This is a genomic window from Nitrincola nitratireducens (assembly GCF_000585235.1).
In the GTDB taxonomy this organism is placed as follows: Bacteria; Pseudomonadota; Gammaproteobacteria; order Pseudomonadales; family Balneatricaceae; genus Nitrincola; species Nitrincola alkalisediminis.
In genome coordinates, this window is the sequence record NZ_AONB01000003.1 from 1 (window position 1) to 17,797 (window position 17,797).

The 17,797-nt window shown below is 49.1% G+C and carries 14 protein-coding genes and 1 pseudogene; 8 read left to right on the plus strand and 7 right to left on the minus strand.

What is annotated here, in order from left to right; genetic code table 11:
• Positions 1–196: hypothetical protein (locus D791_RS20665; RefSeq protein ID WP_036508158.1), on the plus strand; the 196-nt coding region annotated here is incomplete at its 5' end.
• On the opposite strand, the gene D791_RS03955 is transcribed toward D791_RS20665, so the two are convergent.
• Both D791_RS03955 and D791_RS03960 read right to left on the minus strand, forming a co-directional pair.
• Positions 157–3,309, minus strand: coding sequence for an efflux RND transporter permease subunit (locus D791_RS03955; protein WP_081763715.1), 3,153 nt, complete (start codon positions 3,307–3,309; stop codon positions 157–159). The two genes, D791_RS20665 and D791_RS03955, sit on opposite strands and share 40 nt — an antisense overlap.
• Complete coding sequence (locus D791_RS03960; protein ID WP_051514154.1) at positions 3,309–4,364, minus strand: efflux RND transporter periplasmic adaptor subunit; 1,056 nt, start codon at positions 4,362–4,364, stop codon at positions 3,309–3,311. Before D791_RS03960 ends, D791_RS03955 begins: the two co-directional genes overlap by 1 nt.
• A gap of 219 nt (positions 4,365–4,583) precedes the next feature.
• Between D791_RS03960 and pyrC the strand changes: the two genes are divergently transcribed.
• Positions 4,584–5,621 carry a dihydroorotase gene (gene pyrC, locus D791_RS03965; RefSeq protein WP_036508161.1) on the plus strand — a complete coding sequence of 346 codons (1,038 nt, stop codon included), beginning with the start codon at positions 4,584–4,586 and terminating at the stop codon, positions 5,619–5,621.
• Between the two features lie 72 nt (positions 5,622–5,693).
• Here pyrC and D791_RS03970 read toward each other — a convergent pair whose 3' ends face one another.
• Positions 5,694–6,848, minus strand: a complete 1,155-nt coding sequence (locus D791_RS03970) for a MalY/PatB family protein (RefSeq protein WP_036508164.1) — start codon at positions 6,846–6,848, stop codon at positions 5,694–5,696.
• A 193-nt stretch (positions 6,849–7,041) separates the two neighbouring features.
• On the opposite strand from D791_RS03970, the pseudogene D791_RS03975 reads away from it, so the two are divergent.
• From D791_RS03975 to D791_RS03990, 4 genes and pseudogenes are all read left to right on the plus strand, one after another.
• Positions 7,042–8,579, plus strand: a pseudogene (locus D791_RS03975) (2-isopropylmalate synthase).
• Positions 8,580–8,582: 3 nt separating this feature from the next.
• A complete protein-coding gene (locus D791_RS03980; RefSeq protein WP_036508165.1) occupies positions 8,583–9,500 on the plus strand; it encodes a uracil-DNA glycosylase family protein in 918 nt (305 codons plus the stop codon).
• A complete protein-coding gene (gene rimI / locus D791_RS03985; RefSeq protein WP_036508167.1) occupies positions 9,497–9,934 on the plus strand; it encodes a ribosomal protein S18-alanine N-acetyltransferase in 438 nt (145 codons plus the stop codon). Before D791_RS03980 ends, rimI begins: the two co-directional genes overlap by 4 nt.
• A 42-nt stretch (positions 9,935–9,976) precedes the next feature.
• A complete protein-coding gene (locus D791_RS03990; RefSeq protein ID WP_051514158.1) occupies positions 9,977–10,612 on the plus strand; it encodes an energy-coupling factor ABC transporter permease in 636 nt (211 codons plus the stop codon).
• 28 nt (positions 10,613–10,640) lie between these two features.
• Here D791_RS03990 and D791_RS03995 read toward each other — a convergent pair whose 3' ends face one another.
• Positions 10,641–11,177, minus strand: a complete 537-nt coding sequence (locus tag D791_RS03995; RefSeq protein ID WP_036508170.1) for a response regulator transcription factor — start codon at positions 11,175–11,177, stop codon at positions 10,641–10,643.
• Positions 11,177–12,415, minus strand: a complete 1,239-nt coding sequence (locus D791_RS04000; RefSeq protein ID WP_036508172.1) for an ATP-binding protein — start codon at positions 12,413–12,415, stop codon at positions 11,177–11,179. The genes D791_RS03995 and D791_RS04000 overlap by 1 nt, the downstream gene beginning before the upstream one ends.
• A gap of 106 nt (positions 12,416–12,521) precedes the next feature.
• Between D791_RS04000 and D791_RS04005 the strand changes: the two genes are divergently transcribed.
• Positions 12,522–12,968 carry a c-type cytochrome gene (locus D791_RS04005; RefSeq protein WP_036508175.1) on the plus strand — a complete coding sequence of 149 codons (447 nt, stop codon included), beginning with the start codon at positions 12,522–12,524 and terminating at the stop codon, positions 12,966–12,968.
• 3 nt (positions 12,969–12,971) lie between these two features.
• On the opposite strand, the gene D791_RS18785 is transcribed toward D791_RS04005, so the two are convergent.
• Together D791_RS18785 and D791_RS04015 are read right to left on the minus strand one after the other, a co-directional pair.
• A complete protein-coding gene (locus D791_RS18785; RefSeq protein WP_051514160.1) occupies positions 12,972–15,305 on the minus strand; it encodes an ATP-binding protein in 2,334 nt (777 codons plus the stop codon).
• Between the two features lie 249 nt (positions 15,306–15,554).
• Complete coding sequence (locus D791_RS04015; RefSeq protein ID WP_051514162.1) at positions 15,555–16,415, minus strand: N-formylglutamate amidohydrolase; 861 nt, start codon at positions 16,413–16,415, stop codon at positions 15,555–15,557.
• A 217-nt stretch (positions 16,416–16,632) separates the two neighbouring features.
• Between D791_RS04015 and D791_RS04020 the strand changes: the two genes are divergently transcribed.
• Complete coding sequence (locus D791_RS04020) at positions 16,633–17,709, plus strand: NAD(P)-dependent alcohol dehydrogenase (protein ID WP_036508178.1); 1,077 nt, start codon at positions 16,633–16,635, stop codon at positions 17,707–17,709.
• Positions 17,710–17,797 lie beyond the last annotated feature (88 nt).

Below are 17,797 nucleotides of genomic sequence, written 5' to 3' on the forward strand. Positions count from 1 at the left end.
TAGCGCAAAACTGGAGTCAATTTGCACCGCTAGCATGTTTGAGCAGCCGTCTGGTGGGTTAGTTGATGTCTGGGATTGTCAAATCACAATAGTTGAAACACATGCAAATAATGAGTTTGTCTCTAGCTCGACGATTGCTGTTGCCATCAGCAACTCTCAAAAGAAAATGATGGTAGGGTCGCTAAGGTCTATGTAATCTTTTACAGCCGTGTTGGCAGTGCTGACACGGCTGTTGATGACGGCATCACTTCCACAATCTAGCCATTCCCTCAGCCCCCTACTTAGGCGGCCCCACCACTCGAATCCCAAACAATAAGCTATACAAGGCCGGTACCGCAAGAGTGTTAATAAGGTTGCAAATGCAAGGCCACTCATTATAGTGACCGCCATATCTGCAAAAAACACATCAAACGCAAGGGGCAGCATCCCCAAAATTGTCGTCACGGCGGCTAAGACCACGGGGCGCAAGCGCGACACGCTGCCATCGATCAGGGCCGTTGCTGGGGCTTCTCCATTTAAAATACGCTGATCGATTTCGTCAACCAGCACGATGGCATTCTTAATTAACATGCCAGACAAACTGAGTATCCCCAACAGTGCCATGAATCCAAAGGACATGCCCGATAGGAGTAAACCCCATGTCACACCGCAGATAGCCATAGGCACACAGAGCCAGATAATGAGTGGTTGTTTGATCTTGGCAAACAAAAGCACAGAGATCACCATCATTGCTAACAGGCTTAGCGGCAATTGGCGGGCGAGGGCGTGTTTGGCATCCCCTGAGCTTTCATGTTCGCCTCCCCATTCCAAACGATACCCGGGTGGTAATGGAAGGGCTTCTATATGAGCGCGCACCTCACTAAAGGCCGATGCGATGTTAACGTTCGCTAAGGGGTCCGCACTAACCGTGATCATGCGTTGCATGTTACGACGTATGATTAAAGCTTCTTCATGCTGGGGTTCAAAACCATCGACGACTTCACTGGCCGGAACAAAATGCTCCATTGCACGGCTCCAAATCATCCGATCTTGCAATTGTGTGGCAAGCCCTCGCTCGTTGCTGGGGGCGCGCAGCAGCAAAGGAATTAAACGATCACCTTCTCGATAGAGCCCCAAGGTTTGCCCAGTGGTCAAGAGAGAAAGGGATTCGGCTAAGTCCTGTCGGCTGACACCCAACACACTGGCTCGATCATCCGCCAGGGTTGGAACAATAATGTGTTCGGGCTGACGCCAATCCGTGCGAAGATTGTCCAATAAGGCGGTGTCGCGCAAAATTGTCAGGGCGTCTTCGGCTAGGTCTCGAAGCACACGAGGTTCATCGCCATAAAAACGTGCCTGAATCGGTGCGCCTTTGCCAGGGCCCAGTCGCACGCGTTCTATCCAAGCTTGTGCCTGTGGATAGGTTTCTAATTCCATCTTGATTTTTTCGGCGATCTGGGGGATCTCTTCAATTGTGCGTGCGGTGACAATGAGTTGACCGTAAGCCGGATTGGTCCGCTCGGGTTGGTACACCAGCATCATTCGTGATGCTCCCATCCCCGCAACACTGGTGACCTGCTCAACACCGTCTAATTTCGTGATAAATTCACTTAACTGCTTCAAATCTCGGTCGGTTGCCCGGATATCCGTGCCTTGCTCGCGCCAGTAATTGACATAAAACACCTGGGTTTGAGCATGAGGAAAGAACATTTGCGGAACCTGCTTAAACGCCACCATGCTGATACCGGTTAGAACAAGCAGTGTCAGGAGTGTCAGGCGTCGGTGATGCAAAACGTGGGTGAGTAAACGTCGGTAGCCGCCTTGATTCGTCTCTGCGTTTGCCGTTGTCTTTGCGGTGATAAACAGCAAACTGGCCAGTAAGGGCACAACCGTAATGGCCAAAATCCAGCTCAAGAGTAAGGACAAACCTATGACAAGAAACAACGAAAAGGTGTATTCACCTGTGACATCTTGCGACAGGCCTATTCCAGAAAAGGCAAGCACACCGATGACGGTGGCCGCCAACAAAGGGATTTGTGTTTGACCTGTGATGTCCGTCGCCGCTTCTCGCGCACTACGGCCTTGCTTCATACGAACGAGCATGCCTTCAGCAATAACGATGGCGTTGTCGACCAGCATGCCCATGGCAATAATTAAGGCACCCAGCGATACACGTTGCATCTGCAGCCCTGTGATTTTCATTAAAAACAGCGAGCCTGTGACGGTCAGCAACAAGGCACTGCCGACAACAACACCGGCGCGCCAGCCCATAAACAGGCAGAGCACCAAGATGACAATCGAAACGGACATGACCAAGTTAATGAGGAAAACCTTGAGTGCCTCTTCAACGAGTGTGTGCTGTTGGTAAATAGGCGACAGCTGCACGCCAAGGGGCAGTTCAGACATGCGGGCTCTGAGAGCGGCTTCGACGGCATGACCCACCTCGACAATATTGCTGTCCCCGGTTGCGGAAATGCCCAAGGTGACCGCATCCTCTCCAGCAAAGCGTATTAGCTGTCTGGGTTGCTCATGGTAGTCACGTGAGATCACGGCGATATCACCAAGACGCAGCGTATCGCCAGAAGGCGTGGTAATAAAGAGATTGCGAATATGCTCAAGACTGTCAAAATCCCCAGTAGGAACGATGCGTATAGCAAGGTCTCCTAGTGTTTTGCGCCCTGCGTCCACCACGGCATTCTGCAGTTGCAAACGTCCTGCTAGTTGTTGGGGGCTCAAACCCAGTTGAATGAAAACGGTCTGCGGGATTTCGATCAAAATACGCTCTTCACGTTCCCCTTGAATGGCAACCTTGGCAACCCCCGGTACTTGTAAAATGATGCGTCGAAGGTCTCTGGCAAAGTCACGGAGTTCTGAGGCTTCAAAGCCCGGTGCCGTGAGGGCATACAGCAAGCCAAACACATCCCCAAAACTGTCATTCACCAAGGATGGACCCGCACCCGGTGGAAGATAGGCTTGTGTGTCGTGAATACGACGGCGTAGCTCATCCCAGACTTGTGGCAACTCGGCTGAGCGGTAGGCATCTTCAATCTCTACCGTAATTTCAGATAACCCGGGCATGGATCGAGAGGTTAAACGTTTTAGTTGAGGCATCTCTTGCAGGGCAATTTCGAGCTGTTCGGTCACTTCCAGTTCAACTTCCATCGCCGATGCACCCTTGTAAGGGGTTAAGATGATGGCTTCCTTGATGGTGAATTCAGGGTCTTCTAATTGGGGTAAGGTTAACACGGCCCAGATACCCCCCAGAAGGCAAACGAGAATTAACACCCAGGTGTTGACAGGTTTTTCAATGGAGGCACGTGCAATATCCATTAACGGGACTCCTTAAGTTCTCGATCACTGCGAACCTGCATGCCTTCACTTAAAAATCCGGCTCCAGCCGCGACGACCCATTCACCCTGATGGATACCTGACACAATTTCGATACCCTCTGCTAACAAGCGACCCAACTCAACTTGCCGTAAGGATACGGTTCCTGTTTCAGGGGCGTAGACAAACACATGGGTTTGCTCACCTTGTCCAACCAATGCTTGTAAAGGCAATACGGGACGTCGGAGCTCTTTAGGCTTTAGGGCAACTTTTACAGTCGCACTCATTCCGGGCAAGAGGCGAAGGTCACCTGGGTTTTCCATCTCAAACGTCACGCGATAGGTGCGAGAGCGAGGGTTGGGTTCGGTCGAGTATTCTTTAAAGGATAAGTCGAAAGGACGCTCAGGAAGCGACGGTAGGGTTGCCGTGACCGTATAGCCATTCGGGTCTTCGACCTCAGGTAAGAGAATTTCGGGGACGGCTATTTCAACCTCTAAACGACTCAAGTCTTGAATACGCACGACGGGTGTTCCCGCAGACACTTGCGTAAAGTTTTCCACCATACGGTCAGCAATAATTGCATCGTAGGGCGCAAAAATTTCGGTATAAATCAGGTTCTGAGCGGCGCGCTCTTTTTCAACGTTGGCGCGATCATAGGCTGTGCGTGCCTCATCTAATTGAGCTTGAGAGACATGGTTTTGTTGATGAAGCTGTTGAAGCCGTTTCAAGTCTCGCTCCGCTTTTTCATAGCCCACACGTGCAGACTCCAACAAGAGGCGATAATCCGTTTGTTCAAGACGTGCGATGAGGGCACCTTTCGCTATTTTGTCACCTTTTATGACAGGAATGTGCACTAACCGTCCTGGAACCTGAAATGAGAGATTGGCCGCTTGGGAGGCTTCCAAGCGGGCGGGAAAGTAGCGCTCAGCAATGATGGCTTCGGGATCCAATTGTAAAAGCCTGACAACGGGTAGGGTGGGAAGGTCAGGCTCGTCCTTCGACGAACCGCATCCCAACAATACCAAGCTTATAAACAGTACGAGGCTTTTTTTTAGCATTGGATAGATCCTTTAAAAAATTTCGTGTCATCCGTAAAAACGGTTAGGGGAGCGGGAGTGAACGAGATGACAATAAGTATATATACTTATTATTATGATGGTCGTTTGCGTAATTTCAATGACATTTTCCGTCATGTGCTCTGTCAAGGTCATGTCATCTTCTCGGATGGAGTATGATACACTTATCACCTTCATTGATTTGACGGAGCGTACCGCAAAATGGCCGATGTATTAACGATTACACGCCCAGATGATTGGCACTTACACCTTCGAGATGGCGAGGTGTTACCGCATATTGTTCCCGCGACAGCACTGCAAATGGGGCGTGCCGTTGTTATGCCCAATTTAAAGCCACCGGTAACGGATGTGCATCAAGCATTGGCCTATCGTGAACGTATTCTCGCGCATGTTCCCAAAGGGCGACAGTTTGATCCCTTGATGACGCTCTATCTTACGGATAACACCACACCACAAATAATTGCAGAGGCTGGGGCGAGTGAGCACGTTAAAGCCGTCAAACTCTACCCTGCAGGTGCTACCACCAACTCTGATTCTGGACTCACGGATTTAGGTAAGCTCGATGATATTTGTGCGGCGTTAACCGAAGCGAATATGCCACTGTTAGTGCATGGTGAAGTCACGCATAACCATGTCGACATCTTTGATCGAGAGAAACAGTTTTTAGACGATATTCTTGTGCCTTTGGTTGCCCGTCATCCGCACCTGAAGTTGGTGGTTGAACACATCACTACGAAGGAGGCCACCGAATTTGTGAATGCACACGGCGATCATGTCGGTGCCACCATTACCGTGCAGCATCTAGCGTATAACCGCAACCATATGTTGGTGGGGGGAATACGACCACATCTATTCTGCTTGCCAGTGCTGAAGCGCAACATCCATCAGCAAGCCCTTCAAGATGCCGTTATCAGTGGCAGTGCCAAGTTCTTTTTAGGAACGGACTCTGCACCTCATGCTAAGGGTGCAAAAGAAAGTGCCTGTGGTTGCGCTGGTTGCTACAGTGCGTATGCAGCGATTGAGTTGTATGCCGAGATTTTTGAAGATCTAGGGGTGCTCGATAAACTCGAAGGTTTCGCCAGTTTTTATGGCGCTGATTTCTACGGTTTACCCCGTAATACAGACACAATCACCCTAGTCAAAGAAGACTGGCAAGTGCCGATGGAAATGGCGTTTGGTCAGGATGTGATTGTCCCTCTGCGCTCGGGTGAAACCTTGCGTTGGAAATTGCGCCAATAACGGAACACGTAAATTCGCCGCATGGCTCACTAGAGCCATGCATCCAAACCTGTCTGAGCCATCGAAAGAGGCTCAGGCTGGTAAATGGTTCAGTAGCGCGCGTCGAATGCGCGAGACAGCTTCTTCCAGCAAGGCTCTCGGGCAACCGAAGTTCAGTCGCATAAAGCGATCATCGCCAAAGTCTCTTCCTGGCGATAGACCAACGCCAGCACTTTCAAAAAAATGTATAGGATTGTCCAAACGAGCAGCACTGATATCGATCCAGGCTAAATAGGTGGCCTCAATGGGATCCAGTTGCAAGCCCGGTATAGCATTAATCTCCTGTATTAAGTAATCACGGTTGCCTCGCAAATAATCCAGCTGGGCTTGATTCCATGCATCGCCATCTTTGAGTGCTGCCGTTGCTGCCGTGAAGCCCAGTAAGTTGACGTCAGGCACAATCCCTTTGCGTACGCATTGAAAGTCACGGCGCAGTTGTGGATTCTGGATGATGGCGTAGGAGCATCCGAGTCCAGCAATGTTATAGGTTTTGCTCGGTGCCATGAGTGTGATTGTACGTTGCGCGATTTCGGGGCTTAGGCTGGCAATTGGAATATGCTTTAAACCCGGTTCGAGAATAAGGTCGCAATGAATTTCATCAGAACACAGGATCAGATTATGCTTGAGGACCAATTCAGCTAGACGTTCGAGTTCAGTTTGTCGATAGAGAGTGCCACCCGGATTATGTGGATTGCAAAACAGAATGAGTCTTGTGTCATCTGTGATGGCCGCTTCCATGGCATCAAAATCGATAATGCTGCGTTGGTTTTCCCGCTTTAGTGGTACTTTGATCAAGCGCCGATCAGACAGATGTGGGGCCGTCATAAAGGGAGGGTAAACCGGAGCAGGGGATAAAACACTGGAGCCCGATTCTCCGGTGACACGGCAGGCTAAATGTAAGCCGCAGACAAGACCTGGGAGCCATTCAATATCATTGGCCTGGATGGGCCACTGATAGAGGGATTGCATACGCGCAATGACCAGCTCAATGAGTTCGGCAGGTGGATTGGTATAGCCAAAAATTCCATGATCAATACGCTGATGTAAGGCCTCTAGCACGGCAGGTGGCGCCATAAAGTCACTATCGGCGACCCACATGGGCAACACGCTGGTGTTTTTGTAGCGTTCCCATTTTTGGCTGGCGGTGTTCGAACGGTCAATGAGTCGATCAAAGGCTTGAGTGGGCATCGTCTATCCTATGGCTAGTATCAGCTGAATAGTTAAAATTATGACGTCTTTGGCTTGCAAATCAACCAATCGCTCGTTTAACTGATGAATGAATTTAAATCGCTGGCTTTTTGTTAAGAGTTGGCGCTGATTTTGTTATAAAATAGGCCACTATTTCAGTGAATTTCGTTTTTTCGAGTATGCGGAGCGCAGTATGAACAATAACAGAGTCATTATTTTCGATACGACCTTACGTGATGGAGAGCAAAGCCCTGGTGCGTCCATGACACGTGATGAAAAGCTACGTATTGCGCGTCAACTTGAAAAAATGCGTGTAGATGTCATTGAAGCCGGTTTTGCGATTGCCAGTCCGGGGGATTTTGAAGCGGTCAAAGCCATCGCTGACACCATCAAAGACAGTCGTATTTGCTCTTTATCGCGCGCGTTGCCTGCTGATATCGATCGGGCGGGTGAAGCCTTGGCCGGAGCAAATGCTGGGCGTATCCACACGTTTATTGCCACGTCACCCATTCATATGAAGTACAAGTTGCAAATGGAACCGGATCAGGTGGTCGAAAACGCCGTGGCGGCGGTAAGGCGTGCCCGGAGTTTGATTGATGATGTCGAATTCTCGTTAGAAGATGCCAGCCGTTCTGAGTTGGACTTTATGTGTCGTATTATCGAAGCCGTTATTGATGCAGGGGCAAGGACGATCAATATTCCGGATACCGTGGGATATGCGGTTCCTCAGGAGTTTGGTCACACCATTGGTCAGTTACTGCAGCGTATCCCGAATGCCGATAAGGCGATTTTTTCAGTGCATTGTCACAATGACTTAGGCTTAGCGGTAGCGAACTCTTTGTCGGCCGTGGCGGCGGGGGCTCGTCAGGTTGAATGTACCGTGAACGGTTTGGGTGAGCGAGCAGGCAATGCATCTCTGGAAGAGATCGTTATGGCCTTGCGTACCCGTAAAGATATTATGAAGTTGGAAACGGGCATCGACACGACACAAATCGTACCGGCATCGCGCTTAGTCTCAAGCATTACGGGCTTTCCCGTGCAGCCGAATAAAGCCATTGTGGGGGCCAATGCCTTTGCACATGAGTCAGGGATTCATCAGGATGGCATGTTAAAGCACCGCGAAACCTACGAAATCATGACTGCCGAAAGTGTCGGTTGGCACACCAACCGCATGGTGCTGGGTAAGCTGTCGGGCCGCAATGCCTTTAAAGTCCGAATGGAAGAGTTAGGCACGACCTTTAGCTCTGATGCCGAGTTGAATGAAGCCTTTGCACGCTTTAAAGAATTGGCGGATAAAAAGAGTGAGATTTTTGATGAAGACTTGGTCGCACTGGTCAGCGATGCGCGTGCGACGGCAGGGTATGAAACCTTTAAGCTCAGTAGTCTGATGGTGACATCGCAGACAGGTGAGGTGCCTGTGGCGAAGGTTGTCTTGAGTGTGGCAGGGGTAGAGCAACAAGGAACATCGGAAGGCAGTGGGCCTGTTGATGCAACCTTTAAAGCCATTGAATCCATCGTACGTTCAGAAGGCAACTTGCAACTCTATTCTGTTAATGCCATTACCAGCGGTACCGATTCGCAAGGGGAAGTGACGGTGCGCTTAGAAAAAGGTGGTCGTATTGTTAATGGTTTGGGGGCCGACACCGACATCATTACTGCATCGGCAAAAGCTATATTCATGCACTGAACATGCTGGATGCGAATGTTCAAAAAGCACATCCTCAGGTGTAATCAATGACTGAGCCAGAGTCCGAGGGTATGGTGGCGCAGGAGTCGCTGCGCCATACCTATTTACAGGCGATCGGTGTGCAGAGTTGGCTACCGAGGGGAGCGTTGCCGCATGCGGCGCCTTCGGCTCCTTGGGTCGAGACATTTACTTGGCCGCCAACGCAGCGCTTTGAACAGTGGGAGGATGCCTTTGAGGATACGTCAGAGGTACCTGCTGCTGAGCAGCCAGTGCTTCCTGTAACACCTAGTGTCAATGCTCCGCGTGGAGTATCGCGGGCACTGGAGTCTTTGCAGGGCATGTTTGCACCCGAAGGGACGCCATCACAGAAGGTACTGGAGTCGACGCCTCCAGCTCTCTCTGAAACCACACCTTCAGCCTCAGCCTTGGACATGTCGTATCAACCCGAGCCTGTGGCACCTTTGCAAAATCCTCTGGCTGAACGCTATCCAGAGCCTCAGTTTTCATTGGTGTTGATGACGCTAGGGGAGTTGTTAATCGTTGATAGTTTGCCACCTCAAGGACGTCAGAGTTTTAGTCCGGCGCATATCCGCTTTGTGTCTGCTCTGGCACGTAGCTTAGGGGTGCAAGGGTATGACATTAACCCTATTCACCATCACTGGCCTGCCTTTGTCGGATCTGCACTCAATCAAGGGCCAGATGAGGCGCTGCGTTCAGTGCGCCGACTGTTGGGTAATATGTTGAAAAGCCAAGAAATTAAGCGCGTGCTTTTGTTGGGCGAAGCCTCGGCCCAGTGGATACTCGAACAGCCGGAGCCTTTAGACTCCTTGCGTGGATTACGCTTTTCGTTACGTGCGGGTGTGGCGGCGGTGTCGAGTCACAGCGTGACGGCTTTATTGCGGATACCTGAATTGAAAGCCGAGCTGTGGGCGGATCTTCAGCCATTGCTGGCAACGCGAACATGATTGATCGGTTGCTTCCCAATCAGTTACCCGCGGTTAGAGCCTTGGAGGCACAGTGTTTTGATGATCCTTGGTCTGAAAATCTCTGGCTTCGTATACTCAAGTCAGGTGCGGCTTGGCAATGGCATCATCAGGGTCAGATCCAGGCGTTTATGTTGTGTTCGTGCGTGTTGGATGAAGCTGAGTTGTTGCGCATTGGCACTTTACCCTCGGCACGTCAACAAGGCTTGGCATTGCAGCTCTTGGAGCGAGGAATTGAGGACTTGGCAACGCTCGGGATTATACAATTGCATTTAGAGGTGCGTCGTTCAAACACGGCGGCCATTCGTTTGTACGAACGTGCTGGGTTTGCAATGAATGGCGTGCGTAATGGATATTATCCTGCCGAAGGATCTTATCCCAAAGAGGATGCTTTGTTATTTAAACGAACATGGTAAGGCAACGCAGATGAGTGTGTCTGACGGTTTATTGAGTTTGGTGTGGGTGTGGTCGGCGACTGCAATCTATCTGTTGATCTTGGCTCGGGTGTGCATGACACTGCTTGGCGCATTTTTATGCGTGAGCGCGGCATACAGCATATGTTTTTTGGTGCCATTCTCGTGTTGGTCTTGATGTGGCAAATGCGGGCGGGTGTCTCGGCAGGCTTGACCGTGCATTTCTTAGGGATGACCACTTTAACCCTCATACTGGGTTGGGATTTTGCTGTGCTTGCAGGCAGCTTGGCGATGCTAGTGATGGCTGTATTGGGCGTAGAAAGTGTGTCTTCTTTACCCGTGAGCCTTATTTGTGTGGTGGTGTTACCAGTGTTAGTAACGATGCTTGTGCTACGGATTGCTGAAGCAAAGCTCCCGCGCAATTTTTTTGTCTATATGTTCGTTTGTGCATTCTTCGGTGCGGGCTTGGCCGTAGCCATATCCGGAATGTCGATGGCGATGCTGCTGTGGTTAGATGGCGTCTATAGCTGGTCCGAAATTTACCTCAATTACGCCATGTACTTGCCTTTAATTATGATGCCGGAAGGATTATTAAACGGAATCATCATGACCGGGGTTATGGTGTTTCATCCAGATTGGATTCGTACTTTTGATGCTCGGGTGTATATCGACGAGCAGTAAACTACTCAAATCTATCTGGAAAAAGGATCTAGCGCTTGACTGGGTATTTAGCAAGTTTCCGCTGCAGTGTGCGCCGGTGCATGTTGAGTGCACGTGCTGTGGCGGAGATGTTACCGTCATGTTCGCGCAAGGTTTTTTGAATATGCTCCCATTCCAGGCGGTTGACAGACATAGGTTCGGGGTTGATGTCTTGGTCTGGGTTCACCCTGTCTTCAAGAAGCGCTGCCAGAATTTGATCCGCATCAGCAGGCTTAGGCAGGTACTGGTTAGCGCCAAGCTTGATCGCATCAACAGCGGTGGCAATACTGGCATAGCCTGTTAACATGAGAATGCGCATGTCTGGGTAGAGTTGACGTAGATCACGTATCAAGGTCAACCCAGAAGCTCCTTCCATCTTGAGATCGATGCTTGCGAGATCAAAGGCTTGCAGTTTGGCTATCTCGATTCCCTCTTCAGCACTACTGGCTTGGGTAACCTGATAACCACGACGCGTGAGCGCTCTCGCGAGTACGCGTGAAAAAACTGGATCATCGTCAACAACGAGAAAGTGTTCTGGATTCATCATTAGGCCTTATCAATTGGGTGGATAGCGAGGCGAACTTCAGTCAGTGTGCCGCCTTGAGGGTGACTGTAGAGTCGTACATCCCCTTTTTGACTGGTTAACGTACTGGTGGTTAAAAACAAGCCTATACCCAATCCACCTTTGGTGGTGACGAAGGGTTTGCCCAATGTTTGCATCTGCTCAGGGGTGAGTCCCGGTCCTTCATCGTGTAGTTTCAACCAAATGGAGTCAGTGTCCCAGTCGAGGAAAATGCGAATAGGGGCTGGGCTGGCATCTGCCGCATTGTTGAGCAGGTTTAATAGAGCTTGCCGCAACGAGACATTACTGTTAATCCATGGAGTAGAATCTTTGTGAGTCTGGGTAAAGTCAAACGTTGCATGTGGGCGCTGAAGCTGCCATGTGCTAAGAAGTTCGCTCATAAACTCCGTAATGGGCTGTGGAATATCTTCATTATTAGCGATGCTTTGTGTGAGTGCTTTCAGGCGACTGGCACACAAATCCACCTGTTGCTGCATAAGTTCGATGTCATCTTTGAGCTCAGGATGGTCAAGCTCTAAGTCCTTTAAAACAATTCTCAGCGTTGATAAGGGGGTTCCCAGCTCGTGTGCGGTGCCAGCGGCCATCGTGGCGAGTGCAAGGAGTTGTTGGTCTTGGATGCTTTTCTCGCGCGCTTGCTGTAACTTGTGCTCGCCTTGGCGCAGTGAGCGCTGCATGCGAACAATAAAAACACTAATGAGAGCAACGCTCAGAATAAAGCTTAACCACATGCCTGTGACATGCAAATCAAACAGCTGGATTACGCTGTGTTGGTGCCGTGCAGACAGCTCGACCAATGATACATGATGGTACAATAGCGAGGTGTAAAGCCCGCAGACAAACACGCCCATGGCCAGCGTATATAAAAGAGGAAGGGTGCTAGCAGTGATGATCAGAGGGATGAGCAAAATGGAAATAAAAGGATTCGTGGCACCCCCAAACTGATAGAGCAGGCTTGAGTAAAGAATGGCATCGGCACAGAGTTGGCTAAAAAATTCAGGATGCAATACGGGCCAGTTTGAATGTAAGCGCAATCCCGTCATCAGATTAACGGCAAAGAGTGCGGACAAACTTAGAGCCGTCATGGCAACATTGGGGTGCAGATGCAAGACCATGACCGCAAACACGATCATCGCACATAACACAAAGAGCAATAAGCTGCGAATATACGTGAGTTGTAACAGGTGTTGATGATGTTGGTGCACGCGCTTCTCCTTTGTCCCGACCTATTATACGCTTTTTCTGGGAACCAAGGCTGCGTCAGACTGTCGCATGTGTGTAGATTTTATTTGATGAGAACTGGGAGCATTGATGTTGTTACGAAAGCTAGTACCGGTGTTAACCCTATCCTTGGCATCGGCCAGTGTCAGTGCGGATAGGCTTAAGCCTGAAGATGCAGTGGAGTATCGCCAATCGGCCTTTCGCTTGATGAGTTTTCAGCTGGGCGTGTTAAATCCTTTGCATCGTCGACAGGCCTATGATGACGAGGCGTTTGCGTATCGTGCCGAGACCTTAAGCCGCTTAGCCGAATTAGCGCTTGAAGGTTTTACCGAGGACTCAAAGGGACAACAAAGTCGAACACAGGCACGCATGTGGGATGAACGTGAAGACTTTGAAGCGCGTTTGCGCGAGTTTGCTGCGACGACTGCCCAAATGGCTGAGCGCTCAGCAGCAGGCGACAATCGCGCAACACGGGACTTATTTCGTCAGACGCTTCAATCCTGTAAGTCCTGTCATGACCGTTATCGAATCGAGTGATGCCTAGGTGAGCCAGCGTTCGAGTAAACGTGAAAGATTGTTAAGATTGTAGGGCTTGGCTAAGAAATCATTCATGCCACAGGCAATGCACTCTTTTCGATCATCAGCCGTGGCATTCGCTGTTAATGCCGCGATTGGCATGCGATAGTCATTTTGTCTGAGCAATTTAGTGGCGGTGTAGCCATCCATAACAGGCATTTGACAGTCCATGAGAATCAGATCGAAATGCTCTTTCGCGACCATTTCAATTGCAATCTGGCCATTTCCTGCAACCGCTGGAGTAATGTTAAATTTCTCTAACAACTTTATGGCAAGTTTCTGATTCACAATATTGTCTTCAACTAAGAGGATGCGTTTGCGCGAATAGTCGAGGAATTTTGTTTCACCGGCTTGGTCTTCTGCTGGGCGTTTACAAGGAAGGTAAGGAATCACTAACCAAAACAGTGAGCCGACGCCCTCTTTACTGGCAACCTGCATGTCGCCACCCATTAGACGAACCAGCTCACGTGATATCTTTAAGCCGAGCCCTGTACCGCCGTATTTGCGACTTGTGGAGCTGTCGGCTTGCGAAAAGCTCTGAAATAGCTTTTTCTGGACAGTCGGACTCATGCCGATGCCAGTGTCTTTAACACCAATTTTTAAGCAGTTATTCTCGACGGTGGCGCGCAGGGTGACTCGTCCATGTTCGGTAAATTTGAGTGCATTGGACAATAAGTTGTTGAGAACTTGCCGTAAACGCAGTGAGTCGCCAGTGATGTATTCATTCACTTCACGATTTAAGCTCAGCTCAAGGATCACATTTTTACTTTTCGCCGCATTTTGGAAAATATCGGTCACATTGTGCAGAAGTTCGTGCAGGTTAACCGGGGCATGCTCGATGCTCATTTTACCCGCTTCAATTTTAGAGAAGTCGAGAATGTCATTAACCAGCCCCAATAATAACTCCGCCGAACTTTGAGCGAGTCGAACCTGTTCGGCTTGCTCATCCGGAAGCGGGCTGTGTTCAAGTAACGAAAGCATCCCGATGACCCCATTAATGGGGGTGCGTATTTCATGACTCATGTTGGCTAAAAATTGGCTTTTCGCTTGCGTCGCCTGTAGCACGCGATCCTGTTGTTCTTTTAACTTAACTGCGGCCGCATTGATACCGGCTTTAAGGTTGTCGAGGTCACCGACATACTCGCCCTTTACGCGCTTTTTAAAATCGCCGGCGGCGATTTCACTGATCACCGTGTTGGATTCGGTGATGCTTTTTTCCAGGTTTTCAATCAGCTCATTAAATCGCTGTGTGAGTACGCCGAGTTCGTCCATGCGTCTAATGGGGATCGCGTTTGAAAAATGCCCTGAGCGAATGACATTGGTGATGGCGTCGACCATGCGATCAATTGGCTTAATGACTTGCTGGCGAACCAAGAAAAGTAAGATGGCAATAACCAGTAGCAAAATGGTGATAATCGAAACAATCACTCGCGTGATGGAGGTTAAGCCCTCTTCAATACGGTCGGTGACCGGCTTTGAGCTACTGACAAGGATGCTACGACCCAGTAAAAAACCAGAGTGCTCGTAAATCGGCATGTCAAAAATGATGCGATCATCATGAATTTCAACAGAGCGCTCCTGCAAGTTACCAAGATCAGGCCTGACTTGTTTGATGTAATCAGCAATACCTATATCAAACCATTTCGAGTGGGCAACAATATGTTCGTGATCAAAAAATGGGTTGTTTAAATAGATGGGGGGGACAACGCCGTCAAAGCGCTCTCGTATGCTGCCTATGTTGAGTAATACGACCCAATCAAAGCCTTCACGTTTGAGGTCTTGGACCACCGTTTCAATACCTTGGCTAACAGAGACGATGCCAATGAGTTGGCCTTCATCAAACACAGGGGCAAAACCAATTATGCCTAAGCCTGTATTGCCCATGCCAAAGCTGACCGTCACGTTCTGAAGGGTTAAGGCAGAGGCAGCGAGTAAGTTAGGAATCCGCTCGTTTGATGGGGTCGGATCCCAGGATTTAGCAAAGAGGGTTTGGTCGCGTGTAATGACTTCGGCACGAATATCTTGATTGGGCGATAAGCGTTCAAAGTCAGCACGAAGACTTTCAATGCCGGCATAGGCTAAGGGTTGATTATTGGTGCGAAGTCCTTCGCGAATGCGAGGATCACGGGTCAGACTCGAAACGATAGCTTTAACAGACTCTTCTTTCGCGGCTAAACGTAATGTCACCTCTTTCTGAGCCAGCTCTAACGCTTCAGATTTTGCGCTGATTTCAATAGGCACAATCGTATCACGGTACAGAATGTACAAAAGAACACTCAAGATAACGAGAGAGGTCATCGTAGCAGTCAGAATGATGGAGCGAAATATGGATGTCTTTTGCATTCGAGGCCGTAGGGTTAGAGTGCTAATTGAGTGTAATTAAGTGGCATTCCATCGTTTAGGTGGTGATCAGCTTACTAAAAAACGTGATAAAAGATTAGTATACGTTCTGACGAATAGTGATCTTTTTCGTGTACATCGCTTATGAATCTAATATTAGTGTCTTAAGTCTTCTCTTTCTACTTAAAAAATCAAAGTTATCAAATGTTAAGGGACAAAATGGTCATGAATGTACTGATCGAGTGCCAGCAATATCTGTTGTAAATGGGTTCGTAATCTTCGGTATTCCGGCAATAACTCGCGCGTTGCTTCATTCAAGTAAAGGCGACGGTTAATTTCAAGCTGGATTGAGTGCTTGTTCTGTGCAGGATCCGAATAGGCTTTCACCAGTTCAACGCCTTTGTAGGGATGGTTGACCCAGCAAGTGTAGCCTAACTCACTAAACACATTGCGAAGAAATTCGGTAATGCTTGGATCGGCAGTGCGGCCATCTCTATCCCCTAAGACAATATCGGGGTGTTCAAGACCTGGGTGTTCGGTTGAATACACATCAGCAACGGATGGCATCGAATGGCAGTTAATGTGCATAACACATTGATGGTGTTGATAGGTGTCCTGAAGGAGCTGTTTTAAGGCTTGATGATATGGACGCCAATACATTTGAGTACGGTATTGTATCTCGTCGATACTGAGCATTCTATCATATATCGGTTGTCCGTCATCCAGTATGCGCCAAATGAGGCCTTTTCCCAATCTTGATTTCTCACTCGCCAGTATAGGTTCAGGCCAAGGAGCGTTGAGTAGAGCTTCGTCAATATCATCGCTAGATCGGTTCAGATCGATGTAACTTCTGGGAAAACACGCCTCTAACAGTGGGATGCCGATATCAGGAGCAAAGTTGAATAGGGTGTCCACATGCGTATCTTCGGCTTGACGTAGATCCTGCAGAGCCACGGCATAATTAAAGTCACTCGGATACTCGGTTCCCGAATGAGGGGAGTCGAGCACTAAGGTACGCATCGGTGTGCTAAGGGCCGCTGTGTGCATTTTAATCAAAGGTGAAGTCATGCATGCCTCCTTTTAGTGGACGATCTATTGACGCATAAAACCTCGAGTCCTTTTTCAGTTCAGCACGATACGTCAAATGATGAGTCTAACCTGATAATGGGTGTACTCAGTTTTGTCAGATATAGATGAGTTTGTAAATCTATTTCAATTTTTTTGAGGTGATTTTGTCAAACTCTGCTTTACTTAAGGTATAAAGCCACAATAAAAAGAGGTGATTATGTCAGTTATGATGAAAGCCGCTGTTTTCGTTGAACCCGGCCGTATTGAAATTGTAGATAAGCCAATTCCTGAGATAGGTCCGAACGATGCGCTGATTCGAATTACCACCACAACGATTTGCGGCACAGATGTCCATATTCTAAAAGGGGAATACCCTGTGGAACGGGGGCTGACGATTGGCCATGAGCCAGTTGGCATTATTGAAAAGCTGGGCCAGAATGTTCAAGGATATCAAGAAGGGCAGCGGGTCATCGCGGGTGCGATATGCCCAAGTTTTACATCCTACGCGTGTCAGGACGGTTGTTCTTCTCAAGATGGGGGGCATCACCACCATGGTTATAAACCGCTGGGGGGATGGCGTTTTGGCAATACGATCGATGGCTCTCAGGCGGAGTATCTGTTGGTTCCTGACGCTCAAGCCAATCTATCGCCCGTCCCTGATGGGTTGACTGACGAACAGGTTTTAATGTGTCCTGACATTATGTCTACCGGATTTGCTGGCGCTGAGTCTGCCAATATTAAGATAGGGGATACGGTTGCGGTTTTTGCTCAGGGACCGATAGGTTTGTGTGCAACAGCTGGTGCACGTCTGCGAGGAGCTGGATTAATCATTGCCGTCGATGGTGTCGATGAACGGTTACAAATGGCTGTGAAAATGGGAGCCGATGTGACGCTGGATTTTAGGAAGGTCGATGTGGTGGCCGAAATTTTGAAGATCACTCAGGGAAGGGGTGTCGATGCATCAATTGAAGCCTTGGGGTTGCAGTCAACTTTTGAAGCTGCATTAAAAGTCCTAAAGCCAGGTGGAACACTCTCAAGCTTAGGCGTGTATTCAAGTGATTTAACGATTCCACTGGGTGCTTTTTGTGCAGGCTTGGGTGACCATAAAATCGTGACATCTTTATGTCCTGGGGGTAAGGAGCGTATGCGCCGTTTGATGCAGACCATTTCGTCAGGGCGTTTGGATTTGTCTCCGATGGTGACGCATCATTATTCTTTGGACAATATTGTGGAGGCGTACGATTTGTTCTCGCACCAGCGAGATGGAGTGCTTAAGGTCGCGATTCATGCTTAGACGTTGATTCGAAAACAGCAAGCGCTTTATGAGGCCGATAAAGTGCTTGCTGTTTTATGGCAACATTTGGAAATTTCAATGTTTGGCG

Coding starts and splice junctions, on each gene's coding strand:
- D791_RS04015 (WP_051514162.1), bottom strand. CDS start 16,415: ATGACTTCACCTTTGATTAAAATGCACACAGCGGCCCTTAGCACACCG.
- D791_RS04005 (WP_036508175.1), top strand. CDS start 12,522: ATGTTGTTACGAAAGCTAGTACCGGTGTTAACCCTATCCTTGGCATCG.
- D791_RS03995 (WP_036508170.1), bottom strand. CDS start 11,177: ATGATGAATCCAGAACACTTTCTCGTTGTTGACGATGATCCAGTTTTT.
- D791_RS03960 (WP_051514154.1), bottom strand. CDS start 4,364: ATGCTAAAAAAAAGCCTCGTACTGTTTATAAGCTTGGTATTGTTGGGA.
- D791_RS03980 (WP_036508165.1), top strand. CDS start 8,583: ATGACTGAGCCAGAGTCCGAGGGTATGGTGGCGCAGGAGTCGCTGCGC.
- D791_RS03970 (WP_036508164.1), bottom strand. CDS start 6,848: ATGCCCACTCAAGCCTTTGATCGACTCATTGACCGTTCGAACACCGCC.
- rimI (WP_036508167.1), top strand. CDS start 9,497: ATGATTGATCGGTTGCTTCCCAATCAGTTACCCGCGGTTAGAGCCTTG.
- D791_RS18785 (WP_051514160.1), bottom strand. CDS start 15,305: ATGACCTCTCTCGTTATCTTGAGTGTTCTTTTGTACATTCTGTACCGT.
- D791_RS04020 (WP_036508178.1), top strand. CDS start 16,633: ATGTCAGTTATGATGAAAGCCGCTGTTTTCGTTGAACCCGGCCGTATT.
- D791_RS03955 (WP_081763715.1), bottom strand. CDS start 3,309: ATGGATATTGCACGTGCCTCCATTGAAAAACCTGTCAACACCTGGGTG.
- pyrC (WP_036508161.1), top strand. CDS start 4,584: ATGGCCGATGTATTAACGATTACACGCCCAGATGATTGGCACTTACAC.